Raw genomic sequence first — 22987 nt, 5'->3', positions numbered from 1 at the left:
CGTTGCGGTCAGTCGCAGACAATGCCGTAGATGTCGCGATATTGTTCCAACTGTTCTTTCGGACCGGCCAACAGCAGCGGGCAAGCGGTATAGTTGCCCTTCACTTTCCCATTCTCGATATACATCCAATCGAAGATATCCGACCTTTCGAACTCGACGCGATCATCGGGCTTGATGTTATGGATGTATTCCGGCGTATCGCCAAGAAGAGCGGTGAAATGATCACCTGATGCCCTGATCTGATAGACCCACATGTATTCCACGTCAGGCTCCATCTCGTCAGTGGTCAGGGCCACGTCCTTGCCCTTGTCCGTGAACCCAGCTTGATGCTGTAATTTTCGGTTCCCGGCGGTGGACTGCGCAGTTTCTCCAGGAAGCCGTCCAAACCTTTTTCAGACTTCTCATGGGCTGTCGCCGCGCGCGATCGACTTGACGTTTGGGTTGTCGCTGGCCAGAGCGAGTTCGGTAGGAATGGCCAGGATGGATAGTCCAAGCATTGAGAAGAGTGGAATGACGCTGCGCAACATTCGATAGATCCGAAATTGTTGTTACCATACCAACGCAGTATCGCCACCTGGGGTTGATTTCAATATCTGGTTTGGAATTGGATGCGGTGCTCCTAGCGGGTCCGGCCGCTGCTTTTTCTCAGGAAAGGTTTCGCGTTTGAATGGCGAATGGACAAGCGGTTGCTTCCTCGCGAAAAAAGACAGCCATGACTCCTTCAGGCTGTCTTTAGCCGGCACCTCCGGCTTGCGCTCAAAAGGAAAGGAAGTCGAACAGGAGCTTACTCAACCTCGCCGCCCAAGATGGCTTCACGGTCCCGACTGCCAACGGCGGGCCGGATGATGGCGCCAAGGGCGATTGATAGAACCGGTTGAGCATCGCGTCGCAGGCGTAGTGCCCCCAGTTCGTCAGATGCTCCGTCTCTTTCGCGCCCAGAAAATGGAGATAGGTGCCGACCTCGGAGGGAACGACCGACGACGGCGGCAGCGTGTATGACGCGTAGGGCCTGAGCTCGAAGTCCTTGCTGTCGATCGACCAATAGACGCCGCGGGTTCTTGCGCGCAGAGCCGATTTCGCGAGATCGTCGAGGCCAAGCTGATCGGCCTGTTTTGCAGCCTTGAAGCCGCCGATCAGGTCTCGCCGCCTCAACGACCTGACCTGATTGTCGGTGGTATCGAGAACACGCTTGAGCTGGGAGAGATAGTTCCAGTATCCGCGGGTCGAGGATCGCCAAGGCGCTCCGGCATCGCTGACAAGCAGGCAATCGCAGCGTTTCAGCGCCGGCTCGATGCCGTGATTGTCATAGATGCCGCCGTCGCTCAATATCGCCCTGCCCGGAGCAACCGGTTCGCCAACGGTGTCGTCGAGCTTTTCTCTCTTCCAGGAAAACTGCGACAGATCCAATCGTAGCGGCGACAGCACGGGCGGGAATGCCGCCGAAGCCGCAACCGCGGTCGCGAGCGAAAGTCTCGGATGAAAGGACACCCCGATCCTGTAATCCGCGAGATAGCGGTTCGACATCCGGAAGAGCGAACCGGTGCTGAGATTGCTGGAGCAAAATACGAACCAGGGCAATCTCGGAAGATCGCTCAGGCTTGGTGATTTTTCGTCGAAGAGATGCCGCTCGTAGAGTTTAGCGGCTTCCTCGGCCGCGCTCGAGAAGGGGTTGAACACGCCCTTCAGGAAGCTCGGCCCATCCGCGAATAGCTGACTGAAGGCCAGAATGCGATCGAGGTATTCGGTCTTGAAGTTGACGGCGACCTCGTTCTCAAAGACCAGCCGTGGCCAGATATAGGCGAGCAGGCCGGACGCGATGGATCCGCCCGACACCGACGAGATCATATCGAGTTTCGCGAGAAGACCGGCCTCATTGAGCCTGGCAAGCGATCCCGCATGGAAAAGCATGGCCCGATAACCGCCGCCCGAAAGGCAGAGGCCGAGTTTATAACGCTCAGCGGGCTTCTCGGGTTCGTCGGATCCCGGCAGCACAGTGTCTTCCTCGAAATGCTCGTCCTCTGACATGTTTTATCGCGTCACGTTAAAAGGGATGGCGACGATGTATACCAGATCAAGGCCGATCCGCCACACCGCGGAGTGGCCGAAGCCTGCCTCGCGCTGTCCCCATCAGACTTGCAAGACACTCCTCTCAGTGTTCAATAACAAGTACAAAGGCGGAGGGAATCGATGCGTTACATCGTGGCTGGGTTGTTGCTTCTTATCGCATTTCCTCTGTCTGCGGCGGAGATCACGCGACAGCCGTTGGAGGGTGACACGGACCTCATCTCCGTCACGGGCGTCTTGAACGACGGTGACGAAATCGTCTTCAGAAACGTGGCCGCTGCCTCCAGCAAGGCCCTTGTTTTTCTGAACAGCGAGGGCGGGGATCTGAAAGCCGGGATCGAGATCGGGCGTGCCATCCGCCTTCGAGGCTTTGCGACGGCTACCCCGCCGGGGACCTTGTGTGCGTCAGCTTGCGCCCTCACCTGGCTTGCCGGTTCGCAGCGGTTTCTTCAGCCCGAATCCAATATCGGTTTCCATGCCGCCTATCGCGTGGTCGACGGAAAGGCCAGCGAGAGTGGTGTCGCCAACGCACTGGTCGGAGCTTATCTCAACCAGCTGGGATTGTCCGAGACTGCCATCGCCTACGTGACGTCAGCGCCGCCTGAAGGCATCGCATGGCTGACAGCCGCCAAGGCACAGAGCGTGGGCATCACTTACGACGCGATTGATGAGGACGGACCTGATCCGGCGTCCGAGGCGGGCAAGACGTTTCCGCACGACCCGATGGGCGCGGTGACGGCCTTCTACTCAGCGCTCGCAGCAGCCGATGGTGAAACCGCCTCGGCGCTGGTCGTTCCGGAGAAGCGTGGCCAGGGACCCTTCAACGAAGCGTCGATCCACGCCTTCTACGGCGCGATGTCGCAACCGCTCAAACTCACCGGCACGGCGCTGCGCAGCAATGATGATGTCAGGGTTTCGTACCAATACGTCACCAGTGACGGCCGTCGCTGCCAGGGTCGCGCCGATGTCCAGACCACCTATGTGTTTGGCAAGACTTTGGTCTCGAGGATTAAAGCACTTGATGGCTGCTGAGCCGCTGCCTTTGCTTTGCGGGCAGTCACTGACCGCTCGCCTGTCCTTCAGGCAAACTGCCGAACCTTGCGGCTGCTTGCCCTCGATCAGGTATACGTAATCCCTATACCTACGGGAGTTGGCATCGCATTTGTGCCATTTCATGTCCATTCTGGCTTCATCCTCATAGCCATAACACCAGTCGACGCGATCGAGCAGCGGACCGATCTGACGAGAACATTTCAGACCTACCCCAGCAGCATCTGATCAATGCACAAGGGGAAATCTTCTGGCAAGCGACACAATCAGAAGTGATGATACAAGGTAAACCCCGGTTCTCGCCGCGATCGCGAGATCGCGGTCCACGCGATCCGACGCGGTGCCGGCAATTGATGCTGGAGCTGCAGAAAAGAAGGGAACGCTTCTTCGGATTTCGTCGCGGGTTCGCTCTGCCGTTACGGTTTCACGCGGTCAGGATGCGCCGCTTGGAAAGCCGGCAGCTCGGCGCATCTGCCGTCGATGTCGACAATGCGCTTGAAAGCGGTCATATCAACGCCCCAGCGGCGGGCATTGTAGACCTGGGGAACGAGACAAAGGTCCGCCATCGTCGGCCTATCTCCGAAGCTGAACGCGCCATCGGCTTTGCCGATCATGGCTTCCAGTTTGCGCAGTCCGTCGGTGATGAAATGTTTCATCCATTCCTCGCGAGCATCGGCCTTCTCGGTCATGGTCATCAGATGCGACACGACATGCATGTTGCAGATCGGATGAATGTCCATGGCGACCGCATATGCGAGGGCGCGCACTTTCTGGCGATCGACAATGTCAGGTGGCAGCAATCCACATTCCGGCCGTGTCTCGGCGAGGTATTCGGCGATCGCCAGCGACTGCGTCAGTGTTTTCCCGTCGATCACCAATGTCGGCACCAGCCCCTGCGGGTTGAGGGCCAGATATTCCGAAGTCTTGTGTGCGCCGTCCAACAGGTTGATGGGCACGGTTTTGTAGTCGATGCCCAAGAGATTGAGCGCGATGCGGACGCGATAGCTCGCCGATGATCGCCAGTAGTCGTAGAGAACGACCTCGTTCATTGCGGCCGGGCCCCGCTGTATTTTTCGACTGTCTGCTCCATCGCCCCGAAGATCGAATGGCCGGCCTTATCCTTCATCTCGATGCGAACCTGATCGCCGAACTTCATGAACGGCGTCTTCGGCGATCCAGTCTCGATGGCCTCGATCATCCTGATTTCGGCGATGCAGGAGTAGCCGTTTCCCCCCTCTTCCACCGGTTTTCCCGGGCCGCCGTCGAGCTTGTTGGAAACGGTGCCGGAGCCGATGATCGTTCCGGCCGCGAGATTGCGGGTTTTGGCGGCATGGGCGATCAGCTGGCCGAAATCAAAGGTCATGTCGATGCCGGCATTCGCCTTGCCGAATGGCTTGCCGTTCAAGCTCACCAGTAGCGGCAGATGCAGCTTGCCGCCATCCCAGGCATCTCCGAGTTCATCCGGCGTCACCGCGACTGGAGAAAAAGCCGATGCTGGCTTCGACTGAAAGAAACCAAATCCCTTCGCCAGTTCGTCCGGGATCAGACCGCGCAGCGACACGTCGTTGACGAGCATCAGCAGACGGATGGCGCTGCGGGCGGCCTCCGGGCTGGACCCCATTGCAACGTCGCCGGTTATGACGGCGACCTCGCCCTCCATGTCGATGCCATAGGCCTCGTCAGCCGCCAGGATGGGATCGCGCGGCGCGAGGAACGCGTCTGACCCGCCTTGATAGATCAGCGGATCGGTCCAGAAGCTTGCCGGCATCTCGGCACCGCGCGCCTTGCGCACCAGTTCGACATGGTTGACGTAGGCGGAGCCGTCGGCCCATTGGTAGGCTCGCGGCAAAGGTGACGTTGCGTCATGTTCGTGAAACCGGATCGTCGGCTGGGCTCCGGTCTCGACGCCTTCGGCAATGAGCGCGAGCCTCGGAGCCACATGCGCCCAGTCATCGAGTGCTGCCTGCAGGGTCCGAGCGATGTGACCGACCTCCGAACAGCGGGTCAGGTCGCGGGAAACGACGACGAGCCGGCCGTCCCGCGTGGAGTCTTTTAACGTCGCAAGTTTCATGTCCGAAATTCCGTGCCGGAGGATGGCTTCACCTGATGCATCACTTGATACCGGGGGTCCCGTCGAACTTGCGTCCCAGGCCGTCCCAGCATTCGAGGTAATCATCCTGCAGCGTTTCGAGCTCGGCTGCGTATTTCGTCAGTTGCTGCGGGTACCGGGTCTCGAACATGAAGGCCATGGTGTGATCGAGCTTCACCGGCTTGAGCTCGGTGTTGGATGCCTTTTCGAAGGCGACCGCGTCCGGCCCGTGGGGAAGCATCATGTTGTGCAGGCTCATGCCGCCCGGCACGAAGCCCTCCTCCTTGGCGTCGTACTGGCCGTGGATCAGACCCATGAATTCGCTCATGATGTTGCGGTGGTACCAGGGCGGACGGAAGGTGTGCTCGGCGACCAGCCAGCGCGGCGGAAAGATCACGAAGTCGACATTGGCGGTACCGGCATCTTCGGTGGGTGCGGTCAGCACCGAAAAAATCGACGGATCGGGATGGTCGAAGCTGATGGCGCCGACCGGAGAAAACGTCCGCAAATCGTATTTGTAAGGCGCGTAATTGCCGTGCCAGGCCACCACATCGAGCGGCGAGTGGCCGATGTCCGTGACATAGAATTTTCCGCACCACTTCACATGCACGCGGCACGGCGTTTCCTTGTCCTCGAAAGCGGCGACAGGTGTCTTGAAGTCGCGCGGGTTTGCCAGGCAGTTGGCGCCGATCGGCCCGCGGTCTGGCAGCGTGAATTTCGCGCCGTAGTTCTCGCATATATAGCCACGCCACACCGTCTGCTCGCCGCCCCTCAATATCTTGAACATCATGCCGCGCGGGATGAGGCATATTTCCAGGGGCTCGACATCCATGATGCCCATTTCGGTGAACACTCTGATGGCGCCGAGCTGCGGCACGAACAGCAGTTCGCCGTCGGCGTTGAAGAAGTAGTCGTCGACCATGTCTTCATTGAAAAGGTAGGCATGGGCCGACATGCCGACCTGAGTGGTGGCATCGCCTGCCGTCGTGATGGTCCGCACCCCTTCGAGAAACGTCAGTCTCTCCGAGGGTGCGGGGATGGGATCCCAGCGAAGCTGGCCGAGAGGAAGCGAATGTTCGTCGAGGCAAGGCGCGGTTCTCCAGAGCGGATAGGAAGCGTTGGAGAAGCGGCGGGTGTGGCGCACACTCGGGCGAATGCGATAAAGCCAGGACCTTTCGTTCGTCCCGCGGGGTGCTGTGAACGGCGAGCCGGAAAGCTGCTCCGCATAGAGACCGTAATTGCATTTCTGCGGGCTGTTCTGGCCCTGCGGCAAGGCGCCGGGCAGCGACTCGGTTTCGAAGTCATTGCCGAATCCCGGCATATATTTCAGTTTGTTTGTCGTCGCGGCTTCACCGTTGGACGTCTGGATCGATGTCTGGTCCATGCTCACTCCTCCCCGAAAACTCTAGAGTTTACTCCGCTGCAGTCCCGATGACACCACGCTTGATCTGATCGGCCTCGATCGACTCGAACAGAGCACGGAAGTTGCCTTCGCCGAAGCCTTCGTCACCCTTGCGCTGGATGAATTCGAAGAAGATCGGGCCTATGACGGTCTTGGAGAAGATCTGCAGCAGGATTTTCGTCATGCCGCCATTCACCACACCTTCGCCGTCGATGAGGATGCCGTGCTTCTTCATGCGTTCGATCGGTTCGCTGTGACCGTTCACGCGCTCATAGGACATATCGTAATAGGTCTCTGGCGGACCCGGCATGAAGCGCAGACCGTTGTCGGCAAGCCTGTCGGTGGCGTCGTAGATGTCTTCTGTTCCAACGGCGATATGCTGGATGCCCTCGCCCTTGTACTTCTTCAGATATTCCTCGATCTGGCTGGTGTCGTCCTTCGATTCATTCAGCGGTATGCGGATCTTGCCGCAGGGCGAGGTGATGGCGCGGCTCACCAGACCGGTGATGCGCCCATCGATATCGAAGAAGTGGATCTGCTTGAAATTGAACAGGTTGCGGTAAAAATCCCACCATTTGTCCATGTTGCCGCGAAAGACGTTGTGCGTCAGATGGTCGAGATAATAGAAGCCGATCCCCTGGGGCTGCGGGTCGCGCTCGCCAAGCCAGTCGAACTCGGCTTCGTAGGCCGATCCCTTTGCACCATAGATCTCGACGAAATAGAGCAGCGATCCGCCGATGCCGACAATCGCCGGGACGTCGAGTGCCTTGTCGTCCCCTTCATAGGGAACGGCGCCTTTCGACACCGCGTGGTCGAAAGCGTGCCTGGCGTCGACGACGCGCCAGGCCATCGACGGGGCGCAGGGACCATGATTTGCGACGAAACGCGCGGCATGGCTGCCGGGTTCGGCGTTCAGGACGTAGTTGATGTCACCCTGTCGCCAGACGGTGATGTCTTTCGTCTTGTGTTTGGCGACTGCGACATAGCCCATGCGTGTGAAGAGCTCGCGTAGCGTATCGGGCTCAGGATGGGCGAACTCGACGAATTCGAAGCCGTCGGTGCCAGCCGGATTGTCGGCGGTGATTTCCGAGGGCGGCGCGTCATGTGGGAAGGGACCCATTTTCTTTCCTCCAGAGGAGATTGCATTTCTATGCAAAGTGTGGCCCAAAACACGTGCAAAGTTCTTGCATTCTTCATGCTCTAGGAAGAAATTATGCACGATCCGTGAGTGTATTGGAGATTTCATGCAATGAATGAACCGCTCGACAAATTGGATTTGCGCCTGCTCCAGGAACTGCAAAAGGACGGCAGGCTGACGAACAACGAGCTGGGGGAGCGGATCGCGCTTTCACCGTCGCAATGTTCGCGCCGGCGCACGAGGCTGGAGGCTGAGGGATATATCCGCAGCTACCGCGCTTACCTCGATCGGCAGAAGCTGGGCCTGGATATGCTGGTGGTCATTTCCGTGACGCTGGCGACCCACAACAGAGACAATGCCCGCCGATTTTCGCAACTGATCAACGGACTGCCGGAAGTTCTCGAAGCCTATGCCCTGACCGGTGAAATGGACTATCACCTGACGGTGGCGACCCGCGGGCTCGCCGACCTCTCGAAATTCGTCAACGACGTTCTGTTGCCCCACGAGTCGGTGCAGCACGTGAAGACGTCGATCGTGCTCGACACGCTGAAGACATTCGAAGGTTTTCCGGTGCTCATGCCGGGGCACTGACATGGCGGCAGCACACCATGATGTCGACGGCATCGCTCTGCGCAGTCAGAGCGGCAGTTCGGTCGAGAATTTCAGCTCACGCAGTACGAAGCTGGAGACGACGGTGCGCACATGCGGATTGCGCATGAGATAGCGGGTCATGAAGGCTTCGTAGCTTTCCACGTCCCTCGCCCTGATCTTCAGCATGTAGTCGAAGGCGCCCGACAGGGCGTAACACTCCATGATCTCAGGCCGCTCCAGCACCACCGCAGCGAACGACGCGACCGCCTCTTCGTGGTGATCCTCCAGCGTCACATGCGCGATGACACAGAGCTTGAGATCGAGTTTTCCAGGATCGAGCAGTGTCACCCGCTTGCGGATGACGCCGTCGGCTTCCAGCTCCTGGATCTTCCGCCAGGCCGAACTCTGCGACATGCCGGCCTTTTCCGCCAGGTCTGCCAGCGAAAGGCTGCCGTCGGCCTGGACGAGTTGCAGAAGCTTGCGGCGAAAATTCCCAGGTTCTTTCATTTTCCGCATCATATTGGGGAAGATTTGCCAAGAGTATGGCGATAGCCAGCACGAAAGAAAAGAAAATCCTCCGAATCCGGATCATAATGGCAGGAATAGCGCCGTGCCTGGGAGGATCAGCCTATGACCAAGGAAAGCAACTACACCGCCAAACTGCCGGGCCCGGATGGCCTATATGACTACACTCCGGATGAAGATGCGATATGGGGTGAACTCTACCGGCGTCAGATGAAGCTGCTCGCCGATACGGCCTGCCGCGAATATCTGGACGGCGTCAAAATGCTGGGGCTGAAGCCCGATAAGGTCCCTCAGCTTCTCGACGTCAACAGACGCCTGAACGAGACCACCGGCTTCGGCGTCGAAGGCGTGCCGGCCCTCATTCCGCCCTCGCGCTTTTATGAGCTTCTGTCGCAAGGCAAATTCCCGCTCGCAACCTTCCTGCGCCGTCGCGAGCATATCGAGTATATCGAGGAACCGGACCTGTTCCACGAGGTTTTCGGCCATTGCCCCATGCTCACCAACCAGAGCTATGCCAATTTCGTCCGGCATTTCGGCGAAACGGCCGTCCGCCTCGGCAAGGGCTATTCATGGCACCTGTTCCGGATCTTCTGGTTCACTGTCGAATTCGGCCTGATCAATACGCCGCAGGGACGCCGCTGCTTCGGCGCGGGCATCGTCTCATCGCCCAGCGAAGCGAAGGCGGCAATGGAAGGCAAGGCGTGCGAATTCCGGCCGTTCGATCTGCTGAGCGTGCTGAGAACGCCCTACCGGATCGATATCCTCCAGCCGATCTACTATGTCATCGACAGCTTCGCCGATCTTGAAGCGATCGTGGAGCAGGATATCGAGGGCACGATCCTGAAGGCAAAATCACTGGGTGATTTCGCCCCCGCTTTCGAAGCAAAAGCTTCGTGAATCGCGGATGATATGGCGCCGGCGGCAATCGAGCCTTGCCTAATCACGGAACGTCAACGCTTATCAATATCGCCTCGCCGCGGTGCGGCGAGGCAACAGTCCTACGAGCACTACTGCATGACCGCCGCAAACCGCATCCACTTGGCGATCGAGTCGATCGGTGAGTTGTCCGGCATCTTGAGAGGGCTCTGATTGGGCGTGAACCCACGCGAAAGAGCAGAGTCTGGATCCGCAAGCAGCACGCCCACGAAGGTCGACGCCACGAGACAGCTCCCGACTTCGCCCAATCGATTTCCGCCTGCAGCCTCGGCTTCGGCCAGAATGTAGAACCAGAGCGGCGTACGCTCGTGGAAACGCGATGCGGTGCCGGCGAGGAAGTTCTTCAGATCGGGCTTCGCGGCGAACAATGCCGAGACGTCTTGGATCGGCGAGGACTGCACCGCGCCAATCTGGTTGAGATGCTTGTGCAAAGCCTGACCCGTCGGGAGCCTGAGATTGTAGCCCCGACGAAGGTTCCGCCTTGCCAGGTTCTTGAACAACGCCTTAAGCTGTTGGTTGGTCTGGTCTTCACCCTCCTTGAACAGCGTATGCAATGGCGGAGCAAGCTCCGTATCGATCCTCCTGGCAAGACGGGCCGGCTCTCCATCGCCCGCATCATGGGGATCGGCTCCGGTAAAGCGCGTCCAGTCGATTATCCAGTTCTTGGGCAGCTTCTTGTCGTCATCCAGCCTGCCGCCGCCGCCGGTGAATTCGAAAAGCAACTGCAAGGTGGCGCGCGGTAGAAAACCTGTGCCCGGCCGCCCAAAGTTCTTGTTGTAATCATAGAAGGCTCTGACCATGGAATGACCGAACCGATAAGCCGCTGTAGAGAACTCCAACGGCAGAGCATTGCCGAGCCGGGTATTCTGCCTCCGGGCATCGAACTCGGCTCTGAACTTGAAGAAGTGAGATGCCCGATCCTTGACGACACGGTCCACCACAACCGGATCGCAAACGCCCTTGAGATATCCTTCGACAATCAACCATTGGTAATGAAGTCTTGTCAGAGCCTGCGCTGAGCTGAAATCGGCGATCCAGCCCGTGTCATGCGATGCAAGATAGTCGACGGCCTTGTTGTGAAACCGGAGAAAGCTCAGATGGAACTGCGCGACGACGAGATTTTCGTCGTTGCGATTATCCCCGATTATCGCGCGTTGAGGCAAGCTATCGGAGAATTTCTGAAACGCCTCGGGAGTCATCGCGGCCTGAGCCAGACGTAAAGCCGCCTCCCGGACAGAAGACTGGACCTGGCCATAGCGAGGAAGGTCACGATGTTCGTCGAGGTTGTCTGGAAGCGGCCCCGGGTCGACGGCTGTCCCGACACGCATTTTGTCTTTCAGCGTGGGGTGACGAAGGCCGGAGATCACTTTGACAACATCCGCATCGATCCCCTCGCCGACAGCAGATCCGCCGTAGACACTATCCAGATCGAAACGGGGCGAGCGAGCATTCCTGAACTGGCTCTCCACTGTCGACGAGGCGACAGGCGGGTGAGCGTTGACCATGCTCGAGATTGCCCCTTCGCGATCAGTTCGGGCCGTCAGCTCGTGATCCAGGAATTGTCCCCAATATGTGAACACAGGCGGGAGCGTGGAATCTTCCGTCGGATCCTCGCTCGTCGGCGTCGCGACAACATCGATCATCATGTCGCCGAGCTCATCGAGCTCCCCAAGCGTCTCCGCCGTATTGGGAAGGTAATTCTCTGGCGCATCTAATGGCGGTACGAAATAACCGAAGTCAGCTTCTTCATCGACCGCGACGTCACCCGTCGCTGGCCGCCCGGCCCGAACGCTCGGGCCTGGAACTGCACGCTCTTTCTCTGCACCCCCGTGCGATTGAAAAACGATTGCCATTGGCAACACCCTCCGTTTTCCAGCCCGCGGGATAATTCATACAGCTAGAACGCGAAGTCAACTAATCATATTGGGCTATTATTCATCTTAAAGTTGGTAAATTACCCGTAAACCCAGTCGATATCTGTGCGGATTCAGCGCACTCGTTTTGTGCGCATCATACCCCCTGCCCCGCTGTTGGCGCCTCGTCGCAAAGCGGTGCCACAGCGGGCATCGCTGGCGCTTTTCGCGGCAAGTCCGTTATTGCACTGCAGTATCGATAATCGGACAGAGCCTCCCTCGGGCACAAAAATAACGAGGAAATCCAATGGTGAAGAGATGCAGAAGTATAGGCTACCTGAAAAGCAATGAAACGCGGGCGAACGACCGCTAGAATTTTCATTTGCTAACTCAACAATAAGATGTATATTTGCCGCCGAGATTTCGGCTAGGGGAAGTACATCCCGAAATCGACCTACAAGGTACAATTTACTACGCTTCTTTGCCGAACGCTCCAATTTTCGGTTGGCGAAGCTTTCTGTTCTCGCGGCAAGTCAGCGGAAAAAACATCAATCCGCATCGATCTGCCTTTAGGCCCGCCGCTGTCCCGAACGCGAGGTTCAGCTCGATTAACGGGTGCCGCGTCCAGCTTGCGGCTTTTGTATTGCTTTGAAACCGTGAAAAATGGGGGGAGTTGGTATCATGGCGAAATCAACGCGAGGCAGGGTCAACGCACCGAGCGACGGCACATCGGGTCTTGGCATGGTGGTGCGATTTACACCCAAAGCAAGGAGCGAGGGTGTACAGCAACTCGAAAAAGGCGGTTTCCGTGTCGCGTCGTCCAAAGATTTTCGAAGCGCCGCGGCGGTGCCAAATGATTTCGATGGCGCTGATGTTCAATACTTCGAACGTTTCGGAATCGCGATTGTGCGACGGGACGGAGAGAAACTGAAGCCCATGCTGCAAAATGCCATGCAACAGAAGGTCATCAGCGCGGCTCGGCCGGAGCGATCCTATCGTGCCCTCGGCGGCCCGCTGACGAAGCGCCTAGACCTCGCACAGGGAACGGTGGGCGGCGTTGCAACCCCTTTGGACCGTGACTACCTGCTCGGCTATCGTGACGCCGTGAACGAACTGGTCGATCGCTTATTGGGCAAAAAGGGGGCAGAGGGACTTGTCGCCCAGGCCGCCTTTGACGAGACCAGCAACACCTGGGGACTTCAGGCTGCCAGGGCTATCGAAGGTGAACTGAGCGGGGCCGGCATCAAGGTAGCAGTACTGGATACCGGATTTGACGAAACTCATCAGGATTTTGTCGGCCGTTCAGTCACCAAGAAGCTCTTTGCAACACGTAGTTCCGAAGGCGACGTTCACGGTCACGGAACGCATTGCATCGGTACGGCATGCGGTCCATTACGACCGACCAGCGGCCCACGCTACGGCATCGCCTATGAGGCGGAAATCTACGCTGGAAAGGTGCTGGGCGACGACGGCTTCGGCACCGACCGGTCCATCATTGCCGGCATGGAATGGGCGCTGGATGAAGGTTGCCATGTTATTTCGATGTCGCTAGGCGCTGCAACGCAAGTTGGAGATGCACCGAGTGACGACTACGAGCAAATTGGGCAAGTCTGTTTAGACGCGGGAACTTTAGTTATTGCCGCTGCCGGGAACGAAAGTTCTCGTCCTCAACAGATTGAGCCAGTTGGTTCTCCGGCGAACGCGTCCACGATCCTGGGAGTTGGTGCCGTGGATCGCTCCTTCGCGCCGGCGTCTTTCTCATGCGGCGGTTTGAATCCTGGTCAGGAAGTGGATATTGCCGCTCCTGGCGTCGACATATTTTCGAGCTTGCCTGATGACAAGTATGACCGGTGGAATGGCACCAGTATGGCGACCCCACATGTTGCTGGCGTTGCAGCTCTTATTGCTCAGTCTGATCCGAAGTTTCGCGGATGGGCGCTATGGGCGCGCTTGATTCAGCTTACAAAGCCTCTATCTTCCCCTGCTAGGGATGTTGGCAAAGGCCTGCTCCAAGCAAGAGGAAGCGGCGAGGTATGACGATCGACAAGATTGAAGTCACCATTCGGATCGACAAAAACGAGACCCGCAGCCTGGGAGAGGTCGTCGGCGACCTGAAATCGCAAGGCCTCGAACAGGTGCAAAGCCACGAGCGCTTCATGATTGTCAACGGTAGTGTCAATCCTGACGCGCTCGACGCGCTTCGCGCGGTAAAGGGCGTCGCTTCAGTTCGGAAAGATGTCGGATACAAGACCCAAGCGAACTGATCATGCGGGCGGCACGGCGCAGGCGCCGAGCCGGAGGTCTCAGTGACAAGCTGAGAGAGTGGGATTTTCAATATACTCCCCTCACTTCGGCGTGGCCGAACTTCGATTGACGAAGTCCACCATGACTCCCGTCTTGACCATGCCAGCCAGCTCTTCGGCGTCCCAGTTCGTCAGCCGCACGCAGCCATGCGATCCCACCTTGTCGATGAGCTTCGGCTCGGGTGTCCCATGGATTCCGTAGGTCGGCTCGGTCAGGTCGATCCAGACCGTGCCGACCGGGCCGTTCGGTCCTTTCGGGATCGTCAGGACCTTGTCGTTCTTTCCCTGCTTGAAATTGCGCTTCGGGTCATACCGGTAGACCGGCATCCTCGCGACGCCCTTGACCTTATGCTTGCCCGACGGCGCCGGATTGTCTTCGCTTCCGATCGTTGCGGGATAGACGGCAAGCAGCGATCCGTCCGCCGCATAGGCGAGCACCTGCCCCGTCTTCTTGTCGGCCTCGATCCTCTTGACCTTTCCGTCCTTGGGAGGACCGGGGTCCACGACCCACACGGTATCGCCAGGAGCGAACTGCGAAGCCGGGTTGAGCGCATGCACGAGATCGATACCCATGTGGAATCGCTCGGATAACTTCTCGGCAACGCTCGTATACCCCAAGCTCTGCATCTTTGCCTTCTCGCCATAGTCGTCGGGGATCTTGTCAACGAGACCCGCGGCATCCTCTGCCGAGACGACATAGCTCTCAACGATGGGGGCATTGCCTTCCAGGCGGGAGGCGACGTCTGGATCCAGTCTCCCATCGACAGGCAGATTGTTCATCGCCTCGAAGCCGGCCACGGCCTTATCGACGTTTTCGCCGGAGAGACCATCGATCACGCCGGGAGATGAGCCTGCACGGTCGAGCAGGACTTGAAGGCGGACCATCGCCGGGTCTGGATCTCCCGGCGCCGGCTTCTCAGTCCCAATGGACGCAATCAATGCGGTATTGATTTCTTCAGGTCGGAGCTCCCGCGCGGCGGCACCGCCAACGGAGAAGGCCAGAGCGAGCAGCGACATCGGCAGGGCTGTTTTCATGGACGACAAATGGCCGGCGCCGCAACTTGTTCCAGTGCGAACCGAGCGAGGCAGGCGTTCACGATGATTTCAATGTCCAGTCTCTGCAAATTCAGTAAAACCGCCATTCGATCCGAAGGAGCTCGTGAATGCCGCGCGACAGCGTCAATGACCTGATGGCCTTTCTGGCGGTCGCCCGAGAGAAGAACTTTACGCGGGCGGCTGCGAAGCTGGGCGTGTCTCAATCGGCGCTCAGCCACGTTGTCCGCCAACTCGAGACGCGGCTCGGAATCCGGCTTCTGACCCGTACCACGCGGGCAGTTTCGCTCACCGACGCTGGAGAGCGGTTGTTTCGAGGCGTCGGACCTCATTTCGACGAAATCGAGGCTCAACTCGACATTCTCACCGAGTTCAGGGAGAAGCCGGCCGGGAACATCCGCATCACCGCATCCGACCACGCGATCAACTGGATCATCTGGCCGAAGCTCCAGCGTTTCCTGCCCAACAACCCTGATATCAAGGTGGAGTTGATGCGCGAGAACGGGCTGTCGGATATCGTGACCGAGCGCTTCGACGGCGGCGTCCGCATGGGAGAGCAGGTGGCGAAAGACATGATATCGACACGCATCGGGCCTGATTTCCCGTTTGCCGTCGTCGGCGCGCCCTCATATTTCGACGGCAAGGGGGTTCCGGAGCATCCGCAGGACCTCGTCCGCCACAACTGCATCAACGAGCGCCTGCCCACATATGGCGGCTTCTGGGCATGGGAGTTCGAAGACAATGGGAAAGAGATCAGGATCAGGGTGGAGGGACAGCTTGCCTTCAACAACGCCTATCAGAGTGTGGAAGCGGCGCTGGAAGGCCTTGGCCTGGCATACGTCCCGGAAGACATCGCTCTTCCTCATATCGCGGAGGGTCGCCTGAGACGCGTGCTGGAAGCCTTTTCGCCACACTGGGATGGCTACCATCTCTACTATCCGAGCAGAAGGCAGTCCTCTCCGGCTTTCGTGGCGCTCGTGGACGCCTTGCGCCATCGAGCCTGACGATAGTCATCGTCTTTTCTACGGCGCCTTTTGAATGGCTGCCTATTCGATTGAACGAATCATGGATGGAAAACGCTGACGCGCAGGGGCCGTTTCCGGTGAGGCCCTATTTTGGCCGCCCGCTGGTGACCCTCTCAGTGAATTGTCTTCGACCGCTTCTCGGCATGCGAAATGTCATCGAGCGTCGCCATAAGCTTTTCGAACTCGTTCAAGACACGATTGAACTCGGCGTCCTGCATGTTGGCGATTTCGGATATCGTCGAGGACACGGACGCGATCAGCTTGTCGATCCAAACGCAGCGCTCGGCCGGCACATGTCCGAGAACCTCCCGCCGATGCGTCTTCAGCTCGCGGAGGATGCGAACGATAAGGGCTCCCCGGTCCGCCCGGCTCAAGAGCGGAAGCCTTGTCTGTGCCTGCTGGATTTCCGTTATCAGCGTCGTCGCCATCCCCGATCTCCAACCCTCGTGCAACCAGGTATCACAACCGTAGCGTTTGCAACACGGACTTTAGTCCGACTGACCAAGTGGTGCAATCGGGTCCGCACCGTGCGACCACATCAGTTACTCGCCGCTACGAGATCCGACATGTCGCAGCTACGCCGCGGTCCTTCCCACGGTTGATATGTATTGTCTTGCGGCCGATACGACCTGTAGCGAGCGGCGCAGCGGGCTGCCGCCTGTGCATTCACTTTCATGCCGACGCCGCCATCGGCCCCGGCGACAATCCGCTGGAACGGCGAAATGCACTCGCGGGTCCCGCCGCTATAGGATCGATAGCTGTTGGTCGCGGGATCGAAAGAGCGGTAACGGTCCGTACACCAGGCAAGATGCTCGGCGGCAAGTTTTGGCTGCCGTGTTTGAAGTTCGGTCGGCACGCGAGCGGAATCCGGCCTCGCCCTTGCGGTGACGATGGCCGATGCCTCGGTGACATAGCTGGAATAGAGAGGCGGAATTCGTTCATAGCGCTGCTGCCGAGGATCGACTTTCACTGGCGTCGTCGTCCAGAGATCGGGCACTGCGAGGTCATTGAAGGCGTGGGGCTCGGAATCCGCCACGACGTGGGAGGCGACAGATGCAGCAGCCATGCAGGCCCCGACCGAGCTTAAGATTCCAAAAGCGACGGATGCGATAGCTTTCATTGTCCGGACCCCTGCAGTTGAGCCTGTGGAACCCAGACGCGGCCGGCAGCGCTGTTATGTCGGCCGCCGGTAACGACAAGCACGGCGAGAATGCCGGCGATTGCCAGCAGGATGGCGATCAGCGGCACGGCCAGGCCGCCGGATTTCTCTTCGGAATAGATCATGTTCCTCTCCTCGCTGGCGCTCCGGCGGCGGAGGTCGCCGCCGGGCACCGCCCGTTATGCCGAAATGATGTAGACGATCGTGAATGCAGAAGGATCGACGATGACGATCCGGCCATCCGCGAGGAGGAAGAAACGGTAGGCTTTGTACTGCGGTACAATCTCAACGATCCGCGGCGGCAGTGGCTCGAGCCTGATTTTCTTCGGGATGGTGGTGCCGACCGAAACAGTGAAGTCCACCTCCCGCACCGGCTCGACATGAACCTCCTTCACAACGCTACGGATTTCGGTCTGCTGCTCGACGGAGATATTCACGTTGGTCGTGTTGTTCGTCTCAGTCTTCGTGGTGTTCTGAGTGTTGCTGTCGGCGGATGTGTTGTTGGTCTCGACCTTCGTCTTGCTGTTCGACTGGGTCTCAGTCGAGCCGCTGGAAGACTTGACGTCGCCGGACTTCTGGGTTTCACCGGAGCCGGTCGACGTGCCAGTGTCCTGGCTGCCGGCAGGTTTCTGGCTTTCCGTCGAGGACTTGCTCGACGTGGAAGACTTCGAACCGTTCTGGCTTCCGCCAGAAGCGTCCGTACCTGCGGCACCGGAGCCAGATTCGGTCGAGCTTCCGGACTGCGTCTTAGCACCGGGCTGGGTTGTCGTTTGATCGGAAGATCCATCAGTGGAGGTTCCGCCCGACGCACCCGACGAGCTTCCGTCGGAGCCGGAAGGCTGCGTCGCCTGCTCGCTCGATGCTCCCGCGCCGCCCGAGGAGGCACCGCCCGCATCCGGCTGCTGTGTTGCGCCACCGCTGGATTGGTCGTTTTGAGCGGCACCCTTCTTGGGAAGAATCGGTGCATCCTGCGCCGTAGCGGACATGATGCCGACCGGCGAAACGCCAATCGAAAGTGCTGTCATCAGCATGACGAGTGTCTTGGTCTTCATAACAATCTCTCTGCTTTTTTGGCCGCACGACGACGCAATCGTCCGTCGTGCGGCGGTTCTCAGGTTCTGACGTGATATTAGGAGGCAAGACGCGGCCGAGACCGCAAAGATCAGGTCACTTGATAACCTGAATCACCTTGCGGGATGACGGTTCAACGATGATGCGTTCATCATTGACCACTGCGTAGGCATAGGTCGGGTCATCCGGAATAGGCGTCACGACGACCGTCTCCGGCAGGGGCTGGCCGACGACAATCTTCTCCTTCACGACCACGCGCGCCGACGGTGCCGGAGCCTCGCGGACATAGGTGATGACCTTTTGCGGCGGCGGATCGATTGCCGTGCCAACGACTGCACCGGCAACGCCGCCGACAGCAGCACCAACGGGACCGCCGACGATCGCGCCGGTGACCGCGCCACCGGCCGCACCATTGACGGTCGAAGATTGGGCGAATGCGACGCCCGATATCAGGGTCGCGGCAGTGGCCGCACCGACGATAAGCTTGGAGAGCATTTTCTCCTCCTTCTGTTTCGAGGCGGCCTTCGTGACCGCTGCGAAACCAACTAGCTGGAGGCAGGGTCGTTCCACGCCCCGGACCTCAGTCCGATCGGCCCCGGCCTTTGGTCCTAAAACCCATTTCAATATTGGTCGCCGGCGCTAATTGTGGATCGGAAGGCCCTGTGATCGCGGGCATTGAGGAGACTGGAGGAGATGGCACGATCCAACCGCCGGGAAGCGGGACGCAGGCGCCTGGCGATGCGCCTGCCGCAGATGCGCAAGCTGATCATGGCAGCCTGCGACCCGTTGCAGCTCGAGCTCTTCGAAGCCTACCAGATGGCTGTCGAAGCCCGCGACGCAGTGCAGCGGCAACGGTTCGATCCGAATCTGGTGCGGGAATACGATGAGACTTGTTCCGACATCGAGCAGCACGTCATCCGGGCCATGCGCGAGCCTTCCTACGCGCAGCGCACGAGCTGAGTCAGTGAGCCGTCATATCTAAATTAGGCGGGCAGAAACTTCTGTACGCTCCATTCGGAATGCATGCGACCAGAGCCGTCGGGCCGGCCGAAGAGATAGCCCTGCCCCATCTCGCATCCGAGCCGCTGCAGTGCTTCGGCTTCCGGCTCCTCTTCGACGCCCTCAGCGACGACCTCTAGTTTCAAGCCGTGCGCAAGGGAGATGATGGCCCGCACTATTTCGAATATGCTTGGATTGCCGGTCATTCGCCTGACGAAGGACTGATCGATCTTGAGCTTGTCGAGAGGAAGATCGGCAAGATAGTTCATCGACGAATAGCCGGTCCCGAAGTCGTCGAGGGCAATGACGATCCCTCGATCGCGAAGCACGCGCATCTTGGTGATCGAGGCGCCGCCTTGATCGAGGAAAGTGGATTCCGTCAATTCGAGACATAAGCGGGAAGAAGGAAGCCCGCTGCAGGACAACGCGTCCATCACGTCGGCCTCAACGTCGGACCGCTCGAACTGAAGTGCCGAAACGTTGACTGCGACGCTGAACTCGCCGGGCCAAGCGGCCGCCTCGGTGCAGGCTTCAAACAGCGTCCAGCGGCCGATATCGCAGATCAGGCCAGAGGATTCAGCGATCGGGATGAACTCGGCCGGAGATATCAACCCGAACTCCGGATGGTTCCATCTGATCAATGCCTCCGCGCCGACGAGGCGCCTGCTTCTCAATTCGAGCTGCGGCTGGAACTGCAGGAAGAACTGCCGGCTCTGAAGAGCATCGCGCATGTCCCGCTCCAGCCGGCGCGACCGCGCTTGGCGAATGGCAGTAGAAGGATCGAAAGACGACCATCGTTGCCCAGGGCTGGCCTTGACGGCGTCCAGTGCAGATTCAGCGGCGGTCGGAAGAGCGCCGGGAGCCGCGTCGCCCGAGCGCGCTACTCCGAGGCGAATCGAGACCGGGACAACCGCGCCGCGGAGCAATATGGGCTCTTCGAACAGCCGCAAAAGACTATCTGCAAAATCTTCGATCCGACGTTCATCGGTTGTGAAGGTGGCGATGGCGAAATGGTCGCCGTCCAGTCTTGCCAGCAAATCGTCGGCGAAGGCGCTCCCCAGCCTGGCCGCCACCGCTTTCAAAAGCTCGTCCCCAGCGTCGCGGCCAAGAGTGGCGCAAAGCGACGAGAAACGCTCGATATCCAACACCGAGACGAGGACCTCGCCTTCAATGGCAGCCAGTCGAGACGCGAATTCCCGACGATTAAGCAATCCGGTGAGGTCGTCCAGCTCGGACAGTTTCTTCAACCGCCGTTCATATTCGCATCGCGCGGTGACGTCTCGTATGATCAGGCAGCCGGCGAACCGCGACCGCGCCGCCGTCGGCTGTTCGGTAGGTGAAATTGTGATGGACGCCTCGTAATGAGCTGCATGTGAACCGCTGTTGCCGGTGAAGTCGGCGAGCGCGGTATGTATCTTGCCTGGCTCAGCATCGTGCTCTGAAACCAGCCTCTGCAGGATGCCGATCATGGCGGTGTCGGCGCCATCGAGAAGGGAGGCGCCAATATCGACTCGCAACAGGGCTTTTGCGGATTCGCTCACCTCGACGATCCTCAGATCGCCGTCGAATGCAACGACGCCGTCCGAACTGTCGGCAATAATCCTTCTCATGAGGCGTCTTGTGTTTCGAGCTTCCGTGTTGGCTATGGCGACAAGCATTTGACCGAGGTCGACGCGTTCGTTCAGGGCCAGCATCCACGCGAGCAGGAGCAGCGACCACGGCACCGCTGTCCCGACAAGAAGGCCGTACTGCCATTGCAGCAGGAATGCGCCGATTTCGCCGACGATGACCATGATCAGTCCGACTGCCGCCATCGTGACAATTGCCGTCGAGCGCCCACAGATCACACCGACAATAAGCAGGGCCGCAAACAAGAGTTCCAACGGCGCTTGGTCGAGCATCCCGAGGAAGCGGTTCTGCAGCAGCGTTTCCGCAGCGAGCACGTGGATGAGCGGGCCGGCGATGGCTCCGTATACGGGAACGGCAAAAATGTCTTTCAGCTCGGTCGCGGATGCTCCAACCACAACCGAGCGGTCTCTCACCGCCTCGGCCGGTACGCTCCCATACAGAACTTCGGACAAGGAGAAGGTCGGGACAGTGTCGGGTCTTATCGAGTAGTCGACCAGCAGGGAACCGGAACTGCTGTCGATCCTGCCAAGGGCTGATGCAGCGGACTGGGTGGGATTCCCGTCAAGCTGGCTTCCCAAATCGAAACGGCGGACGATCCCATCCGCATCCATCGCGACATTGGCAAATGCGGGCCAGGCATTCTGAAGAAGCTGTGGGATCGGCCTCGTCACCGCGGTTTGAGACGATGACGCCGTCTCCTGCTGCCGGAACACCGGCAAAAGCACGCCCCCTCCGGCTCTAGTCAGCGCCGCCGCCAGGCGGTCATCCTCCTGCTTGCTGGAGAATGCACTGAAATCGACGTCGAGGAAAACGTCTTTGGCGCCTGACGCGATCAGCTTATCGAGCACGGTCGCATAAATGCTCCGCGGCCAGGGCCAAGTCCCAACGGCATCGAGAGAATGCTTGTCGATTGCAACGAAGACGACGTTGCCGGTGGCTTGGCGAGGAGCCCATTCGAAGCGCTTGGCAAAAAGACTGTTGTTGATTCCTTGAAAGATGCCGAAATTGGCACTGGCTAGCGGCAGTGCCAGCATCATAGCGATCAGCAGAATGCGAACCGTTATGGTGCTGACGCTACCGGAGAAATAGTCCCCAGCAGCCCTGGTCCTTCGTCTCACTTGTTCTTGCCTTTGCCGTTTCCGTTGCCGCCGCTATTGTTGTCGCCCTTGCCGCTGTTGTCATTGCCGCCGGAATTACCGCTGCCGTTTCCGCCGGAATTGCCGTTACCGCTGCCCCCGCTATTGTTGTCGCTCTTACCGCTGTTGCCGTTGCCGTTTCCACCGGACTTGCCATTGCCCCCGCTGTTGCCGTTTCCGTTACTGCTGCTTCCATTGCCCTTGCCGTTCGCGCTGTTACCATCGCTGCTGGCGCTGGAACCCTTATCCTTGCCCGCGGCCGAAGACTTATTCTCAGCCTCGGACGCTTCGACTGCACCCGCGATTTTCGTGGTGCCGACGGGAGGAATCTTAGCGAGCGACGGTGCAACCGACGTGATCCCGGGCTTGGTTGCCTGGCCCCTCACCGTCATGCCCGCCATGCTGTCGACTGTTGCGCTTTGGCGCGGCCCAAGGTTGGATTGTTGGCCGCTTGCGAAAGACGTTACCTGAACCAGGCCGCGATCCACGAAGACGGATGCCTTCGTCTTATCGACCGTCACGTGGAAGATCGTCCCTTTCACGACGGCCGCGAGATAGGGCGTCTGCACGGTCGTATGCGGCTGGCTTCGCTTCTCAATCTCAAGCTCCAGCGAGCCAACCTGCTGGACGATCTGCGTCTGCGGCGAGAGGAACCCTCCATAGCCGGTGATGGAGGCGAGCGTGTTCGGCTGGAAAGTGATGCTTTCGACGCCCCTGGCAAGCTGCACCCGCCCGCGCGGACCAGTCGAAACCCATGCTCGGTTGGGAACCACGTCGCCGGCGCGCAGCTCCAGCCAGTTCGTTCTGTCGACGGTATATTTCACCTGCTCCGTCGCCCTGACGACCTTCCAGTCGCCTGCAGCCGCGAACGCGGCGGTCGACAGCAACAACAATGCTGCGACCAGAATTCGAAATATTGCCACCATAGATGCTATCCCCGACCTTCAGCCGAGTGAAGCACCTT

23 protein-coding genes are annotated in these 22987 nt (G+C 59.1%); 7 read left to right on the top strand and 16 right to left on the bottom strand.

The features are described 5' to 3' along the window. Positions 1-8: 8 nt before the first annotated feature. Entirely contained in the window at positions 9-296 is a 288-nt protein-coding gene (locus OIU37_RS00185; RefSeq protein ID WP_264254971.1) for a DUF2314 domain-containing protein, read from the bottom strand. A gap of 460 nt (positions 297-756) precedes the next feature. After that, positions 757-2025 carry a patatin-like phospholipase family protein gene (locus OIU37_RS00180; RefSeq protein WP_264254970.1) on the bottom strand — a complete coding sequence of 423 codons (1269 nt, stop codon included), beginning with the start codon at positions 2023-2025 and terminating at the stop codon, positions 757-759. A gap of 162 nt (positions 2026-2187) precedes the next feature. On the opposite strand from OIU37_RS00180, the gene OIU37_RS00175 reads away from it, so the two are divergent. Then, positions 2188-3096, top strand: coding sequence for an ATP-dependent Clp protease proteolytic subunit (locus OIU37_RS00175; RefSeq protein ID WP_171602219.1), 909 nt, complete (start codon positions 2188-2190; stop codon positions 3094-3096). Positions 3097-3530: 434 nt separating this feature from the next. On the opposite strand, the gene maiA is transcribed toward OIU37_RS00175, so the two are convergent. Genes maiA through hppD form a run of 4 tightly spaced genes read right to left on the bottom strand, consistent with a single transcriptional unit; the run spans position 3531 to position 7725 of the window. Then, complete coding sequence (gene maiA, locus OIU37_RS00170; RefSeq protein WP_264254969.1) at positions 3531-4163, bottom strand: maleylacetoacetate isomerase; 633 nt, start codon at positions 4161-4163, stop codon at positions 3531-3533. After that, on the bottom strand, positions 4160-5185 hold the full coding sequence (locus OIU37_RS00165; RefSeq protein ID WP_264254968.1) for a fumarylacetoacetate hydrolase family protein: 1026 nt from the start codon (positions 5183-5185) through the stop codon (positions 4160-4162). Before OIU37_RS00165 ends, maiA begins: the two co-directional genes overlap by 4 nt. Before the next feature lie 40 nt (positions 5186-5225). After that, entirely contained in the window at positions 5226-6587 is a 1362-nt protein-coding gene (hmgA, locus tag OIU37_RS00160; protein ID WP_264254967.1) for a homogentisate 1,2-dioxygenase, read from the bottom strand. 28 nt (positions 6588-6615) lie between these two features. After that, positions 6616-7725 carry a 4-hydroxyphenylpyruvate dioxygenase gene (gene hppD / locus OIU37_RS00155; RefSeq protein ID WP_264254966.1) on the bottom strand — a complete coding sequence of 370 codons (1110 nt, stop codon included), beginning with the start codon at positions 7723-7725 and terminating at the stop codon, positions 6616-6618. Between the two features lie 129 nt (positions 7726-7854). On the opposite strand from hppD, the gene OIU37_RS00150 reads away from it, so the two are divergent. After that, positions 7855-8334, top strand: coding sequence for an Lrp/AsnC family transcriptional regulator (locus tag OIU37_RS00150; RefSeq protein WP_168257898.1), 480 nt, complete (start codon positions 7855-7857; stop codon positions 8332-8334). A gap of 45 nt (positions 8335-8379) precedes the next feature. Here the strand turns inward: OIU37_RS00150 and OIU37_RS00145 are convergent, their stop codons facing one another. Beyond that, positions 8380-8841 carry an Lrp/AsnC family transcriptional regulator gene (locus OIU37_RS00145; protein WP_168310137.1) on the bottom strand — a complete coding sequence of 154 codons (462 nt, stop codon included), beginning with the start codon at positions 8839-8841 and terminating at the stop codon, positions 8380-8382. Positions 8842-8964: 123 nt separating this feature from the next. On the opposite strand from OIU37_RS00145, the gene OIU37_RS00140 reads away from it, so the two are divergent. Beyond that, a complete protein-coding gene (locus OIU37_RS00140) occupies positions 8965-9756 on the top strand; it encodes a phenylalanine 4-monooxygenase (protein ID WP_264254965.1) in 792 nt (263 codons plus the stop codon). A 110-nt stretch (positions 9757-9866) separates the two neighbouring features. Here the strand turns inward: OIU37_RS00140 and OIU37_RS00135 are convergent, their stop codons facing one another. Beyond that, a complete protein-coding gene (locus OIU37_RS00135) occupies positions 9867-11648 on the bottom strand; it encodes a heme peroxidase family protein (RefSeq protein WP_168310135.1) in 1782 nt (593 codons plus the stop codon). A gap of 681 nt (positions 11649-12329) precedes the next feature. Between OIU37_RS00135 and OIU37_RS00130 the strand changes: the two genes are divergently transcribed. Together OIU37_RS00130 and OIU37_RS00125 are read left to right on the top strand one after the other, a co-directional pair. Continuing rightward, positions 12330-13685, top strand: a complete 1356-nt coding sequence (locus OIU37_RS00130) for a S8 family serine peptidase (RefSeq protein ID WP_180695395.1) — start codon at positions 12330-12332, stop codon at positions 13683-13685. Beyond that, positions 13682-13912, top strand: coding sequence for a hypothetical protein (locus OIU37_RS00125; protein ID WP_264254964.1), 231 nt, complete (start codon positions 13682-13684; stop codon positions 13910-13912). The genes OIU37_RS00130 and OIU37_RS00125 overlap by 4 nt, the downstream gene beginning before the upstream one ends. A gap of 81 nt (positions 13913-13993) precedes the next feature. On the opposite strand, the gene OIU37_RS00120 is transcribed toward OIU37_RS00125, so the two are convergent. Continuing rightward, positions 13994-14995 (bottom strand): L,D-transpeptidase, encoded by a 1002-nt coding sequence (locus OIU37_RS00120; protein ID WP_264254963.1) that lies wholly within the window; start codon positions 14993-14995, stop codon positions 13994-13996. Positions 14996-15114: 119 nt separating this feature from the next. Between OIU37_RS00120 and OIU37_RS00115 the strand changes: the two genes are divergently transcribed. Beyond that, entirely contained in the window at positions 15115-16008 is an 894-nt protein-coding gene (locus tag OIU37_RS00115; protein WP_180695398.1) for a LysR family transcriptional regulator, read from the top strand. 134 nt (positions 16009-16142) lie between these two features. Here OIU37_RS00115 and OIU37_RS00110 read toward each other — a convergent pair whose 3' ends face one another. From OIU37_RS00110 to OIU37_RS00090, 5 genes are all read right to left on the bottom strand, one after another. Continuing rightward, positions 16143-16457 (bottom strand): hypothetical protein, encoded by a 315-nt coding sequence (locus OIU37_RS00110; RefSeq protein ID WP_168310130.1) that lies wholly within the window; start codon positions 16455-16457, stop codon positions 16143-16145. 110 nt (positions 16458-16567) lie between these two features. Beyond that, complete coding sequence (locus OIU37_RS00105) at positions 16568-17149, bottom strand: BA14K family protein (protein ID WP_264254960.1); 582 nt, start codon at positions 17147-17149, stop codon at positions 16568-16570. Continuing rightward, positions 17146-17313, bottom strand: coding sequence for a hypothetical protein (locus OIU37_RS00100; protein WP_264254959.1), 168 nt, complete (start codon positions 17311-17313; stop codon positions 17146-17148). The genes OIU37_RS00105 and OIU37_RS00100 overlap by 4 nt, the downstream gene beginning before the upstream one ends. A gap of 54 nt (positions 17314-17367) precedes the next feature. Continuing rightward, positions 17368-18240 (bottom strand): DUF1236 domain-containing protein, encoded by an 873-nt coding sequence (locus OIU37_RS00095; RefSeq protein WP_264254958.1) that lies wholly within the window; start codon positions 18238-18240, stop codon positions 17368-17370. 115 nt (positions 18241-18355) lie between these two features. Continuing rightward, complete coding sequence (locus OIU37_RS00090; protein WP_171602204.1) at positions 18356-18754, bottom strand: DUF1236 domain-containing protein; 399 nt, start codon at positions 18752-18754, stop codon at positions 18356-18358. A gap of 198 nt (positions 18755-18952) precedes the next feature. Between OIU37_RS00090 and OIU37_RS00085 the strand changes: the two genes are divergently transcribed. Next, positions 18953-19219: a hypothetical protein gene (locus OIU37_RS00085; RefSeq protein ID WP_171602203.1), complete on the top strand. Its 267-nt coding sequence runs from the start codon at positions 18953-18955 to the stop codon at positions 19217-19219. Between the two features lie 23 nt (positions 19220-19242). On the opposite strand, the gene OIU37_RS00080 is transcribed toward OIU37_RS00085, so the two are convergent. Further along, entirely contained in the window at positions 19243-22005 is a 2763-nt protein-coding gene (locus OIU37_RS00080; RefSeq protein WP_264254957.1) for an EAL domain-containing protein, read from the bottom strand. After that, on the bottom strand, positions 22002-22949 hold the full coding sequence (locus OIU37_RS00075; protein ID WP_171602201.1) for a hypothetical protein: 948 nt from the start codon (positions 22947-22949) through the stop codon (positions 22002-22004). Before OIU37_RS00075 ends, OIU37_RS00080 begins: the two co-directional genes overlap by 4 nt. Positions 22950-22987 lie beyond the last annotated feature (38 nt).

This window comes from Rhizobium sp. BT-226, from assembly GCF_025847085.2.
Taxonomy (GTDB): Bacteria; Pseudomonadota; Alphaproteobacteria; order Rhizobiales; family Rhizobiaceae; genus Rhizobium; species Rhizobium sophorae.
The sequence above is the reverse complement of the archived record's forward strand: the minus strand, read 5'-3'. Positions and strand labels throughout refer to the sequence as shown.